Raw genomic sequence first — 4,634 nt, 5'->3', positions numbered from 1 at the left:
ATATTATTCCACTCGTTGATAGACAATTCTCCAATGACAGACAATTTGGAGCTTGGTGAGATGTGGTCATGAAGATGTCCGAAGCCAAAACCGATGCTGTCTATCGTCGTCCCAGCAGCCTCAAGGGAAAGCTTCAAATGGGACTGGTCCGATCCAATTCTCCTTAAGGTGGATATATTCGCTTCTTCAATCAGCACCTTCGGCTTGGGATTGCTGACGCCATATGGTGAGAGCAGTCCTAGCTCGTTGATGGTTGCAATATTTATCTCATTGATGCCAATTTTAGCATCAATATGGGAAACAGGAATGAGGTCTTCGTCTTTAAGCTGATCCTTTGCCAGCCCATTAAGCCTATCCCTCAGTTCATCTACATTATTAAGATCCAATGTCATCCCGGCTGCCATTGGATGGCCTCCAAAATGCGGCAGGATGTCTCTGCAAGTAGATAAATTTTTAAACAGGTCAAACCCTGCTATGCTTCTAGCTGATCCTTTTGCCTGCCCTTTTTCTTTGTCAAAGCTCAGGACAATCGCAGGGCGGTAATATTTTTCTACCAGCTTTGATGCCACAATACCGATAACACCCGCATTCCATCCCTCTTTACCGATAACAAGAACAGAATTATCCTTCACTGGATAATAGGTTTCAACTTCATTGATGGCTTCCTGGGCGATTTCGGCCACCAGGTTCTGTCGCTCTTTGTTTAAGGAATCAATCTCTTCAGCAAGCATCATGGCTTCTTCAGAATCAGATGTCATCATTAACTGTACTGCAGGATCTGCACTGCCTAACCGTCCAGCAGCATTCACCCTTGGTCCGATTAGAAAACCAATCGTTTCTTCATCTATTGCCGATTTCTCTGTTTTGGCAAGCTTTAATAATGCATGCAAACCAGGTGTCTGGCTTGATTTCATTTGCGCGATACCGCTTAATGCGATGAGCCTGTTTTCACCGAGCAAAGGGACAAGATCAGCAATTGTTCCAATCGCAGCAAATTCAAGTAAATGCTCAGGCAGCCTTCCCAGCAGGGCATGGGCAACCTTCAGTGCTACCCCGACACCAGCTAAATCCTTGAATGGGTAGACACTATCCTCAAGCTTTGGATGGATGATCGCAAAGGCATTCGGAAGGGCAGGCCCTGGCTCATGATGATCCGTTATGATGAGATCTATGCCAAGATCCTTGGCTACCTGGGCTTCATGTAAAGCTGAAATGCCCGTATCAACTGTTATGATCAGTCCTATTCCTTTTTCAGCAGCCATTTTAAAGGCCTTTTCGTTTGGCCCATATCCTTCAGTGAAACGGTTTGGTATGTAGTAATCGGCATTAGCTCCTAATTCATTCAGGGCTTTCATCATCACCGTTGTACTGCTCACACCGTCAGCATCGTAATCACCAAATACTAAAATCGGCTCCTGTATTTCTATTGCTTTGTTTATTCGTGCTACTGCCTTGTCCATATCTTTTAATAAAAACGGATCATGGAAATTGCTTTTTTGTCCAAATAAAAAATACCGGGCATCTTCCACGGTATCAAGTCCGCGATTGACAAGCAGAGAAGCAGTCAGATGGGTAATATTGAGGTCTTTTGCGAGTGACTCTGTTTTTAACTGGTCAGATTGCTTTACAATCCACCTTGATTTTGGCTTTAACATACGATCACCTCTCAGCTTTTTTATTATACAAAAGCCTTGTCCGTGTTTCAATGACAATGAATGCTAAGAATGGGGAACTATTTTTTAATAGGCTGTTGATTTTGGTAAAGGCACTCCCTTCCCGCTCCAATCAACAACAGCTGCTAAAATCAACATTGACTTAAATACATCATAATAAAAAAATGACAGCTGATATAGCTGTCATTTCTGTCAGTAGACAAACTCGATAAAAGCGAGCTTGTCTACAGTTATTTCATCTTGAATGGGAAGTATATTATGTCTGTTGATTTCCGTTCCAGGCGCTTCGCTTTCCGCGGGAATGGCGCTGAGCCTCCTCGTCGCTTCGCTCCTGCGGGGTCTCACCTGTCCAGCTTGAGCCCGCAGGACACTGAATAGCTTCCTCGAATCTGCCCACGCACGATGGAAATGTGTTAGCATTTTCGGAGGAGTCTACGCGCCTTCCACTCCAATCAACAGGTTTTCAATAACTGATCTGTGACCTATACCTTTGTCGACAAGCTGAAATGACAGCTGAAAAAGCTGCCACTTCGTCTTTCACTCAATGAATATCCTCAATGCCATGCAATGGTTCTTCCTGAGCTGTATGATTTTCCTTGAGCTGCTGTTCTAACGCCTGGTTTTGCTTCTTTAACGTTTTGACTTCACGCTGAAGGACAAACATCCTGAAGAGTCCGACTGATCCGACTATGATGCCTCCCATTAACACTGAGCCCAAGATAACCAGGATCAGCGGCCATTTTGCTTCCCCAAATAAATAGTTAACTGTTACTGGTTCTACATTGATGACGGCAAATACGGCCACAATCAGTGCGAAGGCAATTCCCAGCAGCAGTGTCCATTGAAATTTCATTCTCCTCAACCCCTTTATTTCTATTGGATATCAATGTTATCCTCGAAACTCCCATCCTCGCTAAAAGGATTTATATGGACTAAGACATTTTGGACATTCATGTTTTCCATAAGCTTCTTTTTCACACATTTACCTATTCTATGTCCTTGTTCAACAGAGATATGTGGATCTACGGATATTTTCAAATCGATGATCACATAATGTCCATGTTCCCTCGCATGCAACTCATCCAATTTTTTCACTTCTGGAATAGAACGAACAACCGTTTTGAATTCTTCTGTATCTTCCTCATGCATTACATGATCAAGAGTGTTGTGAATCGATTCCTTGCCAAGTGTCCAGGCCATTCTTATGATGAAGACTGCTACAAGCAATCCTGTTACCGGATCAGCATACTCAAGCCATCCAATCCCCATTTTACCGCCAATGACCGCCGCGCTGATTCCAACCAAGGCAGCGATGGATGAATATACATCAGACCTGTGTTCATACGCATTTACAATTAAAGCTTCACTATTCAATTGTTTACCTAGCCTGTATTTATACCTGAACATTCCCTCTTTTACGATGATTGAAACGATGACCGCTATAATAGCAATCGATTTTGGTGCTTCTATCGGCTTAAAAAAGGATTCAATTGCTGACCTGCCAATTTCCACACCTACCAGTAACAGCAGGACGGCAACAATTATAGCAGCGATCGATTCAGCCTTTCCATGTCCATATGGATGATCCTCATCTGGCGGAGCTTTCGCTGCCTTTAACCCAATGTAAACAGCAAGTGAGCCAGCAACATCCGAGGCAGAATGCACCGCATCGGCTACAAGCGCTGTACTGTTTGCATAAATACCGATCACCCACTTTAAGACAGCTAATACAATATTCCCAACTACACCAACCATGGCGGCGAACTCTGCTTTTTTAAATCGTACGTCTTTTTCCAATGGCACAATTCCTCCCTGCTTCACACGTCATATGTATCATTCAAGAATCTCTCATATTAGTCTTTCGGCATTTCTGTTATTTTATCCTGAAAAATGGGTTTTCTAACCAAAAAGAAAATACCACGGTTTCCCGTGGTATTTTATAAATGATTTAAATTTTATACTTGCGGCTCGTCTGAGTATACTTTCTTTTCTTTAAAGGTGTTGATTGTGCCCTTCTTCTTAAGCTCTTTATTTTTCCACACATACCAGAGCTGTGCTGCGATGAATATTGAAGAATAGGTACCTGCAATCAAACCGATAAGCAATGCGAAAGAGAAATTCCAAATGGATTCGCTGCCGAAAAGCAGTAAAGCAACTACAGTAATGACTACGGTTAAAACTGTATTTACCGAACGACCCAGTGTTTGGCGCAAACCTGTATTAACAACCTCAGCAATATCTTCAGGAGTCTTCAGGCGCTTCTTCTTCACCATATTCTCCCTCATCCTGTCGAAGGTAACAATGGTGTCATTAATGGAATAACCTACAATTGTTAGAATAGCAGCAATGAAGGTAAGGTCCACTTCTAACCTTGTTATACTGAAAACTACAATTACTAAAAATGCGTCATGAAGTAGGGCCACAACTGCCGCAAGGGCCATGTACATCTCAAATCGGACCGTTACATAAATGATTATGCCAATTGATGAGATAACCAGAGCAATCATTGCATTCTTTGCCAATTCTTTACCAATTGTCGGAGAAACAGTTCCGACGTTCGGCTCAGAACCGAATTTTTCTTTGATGTGTGATTTAAGAGTTGATATTTCATCCTTGCTTAACACACCTTTTAACCTTGCAACTCCTATTTCACCTTTATCGCCAGAAATCACGATATCATCTGTTTTAATATCTTCTTTTGCAAGTTCTTCTTTTACCTGCTCAGCAGTGAGTTTGCTGTCTGACAGAATTTCAATTCTTGTACCGCTGGCAAAATCAATAGCAAGGTTTAGGCGGAATATCAATAATGCGATAAGCCCAAGACCTAGTATGATGCTGGTTGCAGTAAAGAATTTGTTTCTATGTTTAACAAAATCAAAACGGTCAAATTTTGTACGCAAATCTAATGAATCCAAACCTTCGGAAATATCGTGGATCTCTTCTTTCTTGACTCCGAACCAC

The 4,634-nt window shown here is 42.2% G+C and carries 4 protein-coding genes; all 4 read right to left on the bottom strand.

All coding sequences use genetic code 11. The features are described 5' to 3' along the window. The coding region (gene recJ / locus WB217_RS11395) for a single-stranded-DNA-specific exonuclease RecJ (protein ID WP_423993346.1) at positions 1-1,655 on the bottom strand (1,655 nt) is incomplete at its 3' end. A 559-nt stretch (positions 1,656-2,214) separates the two neighbouring features. Beyond that, the gene (locus WB217_RS11390) at positions 2,215-2,526 is read right to left on the bottom strand and encodes a LapA family protein (protein ID WP_423993345.1); all 312 of its coding nucleotides are present in this window, start codon (positions 2,524-2,526) and stop codon (positions 2,215-2,217) included. 20 nt (positions 2,527-2,546) lie between these two features. Next, positions 2,547-3,470 (bottom strand): cation diffusion facilitator family transporter, encoded by a 924-nt coding sequence (locus WB217_RS11385; protein WP_423993344.1) that lies wholly within the window; start codon positions 3,468-3,470, stop codon positions 2,547-2,549. A gap of 158 nt (positions 3,471-3,628) precedes the next feature. Further along, the coding region (gene secF, locus WB217_RS11380; RefSeq protein ID WP_423993343.1) for a protein translocase subunit SecF at positions 3,629-4,634 on the bottom strand (1,006 nt) is incomplete at its 5' end.

The sequence above is a fragment of the Mesobacillus sp. genome, assembly GCF_049588175.1.
Classification (GTDB): domain Bacteria; phylum Bacillota; class Bacilli; order Bacillales; family Cytobacillaceae; genus Mesobacillus.
This window is presented reverse-complemented; position numbering and strand designations above follow the sequence as displayed.

Bases quoted from the DNA above. Each gene is read 5' to 3' on its own strand.
- WB217_RS11390 (WP_423993345.1), bottom strand. From the start codon at position 2,526: ATGAAATTTCAATGGACACTGCTGCTGGGAATTGCCTTCGCACTGATT.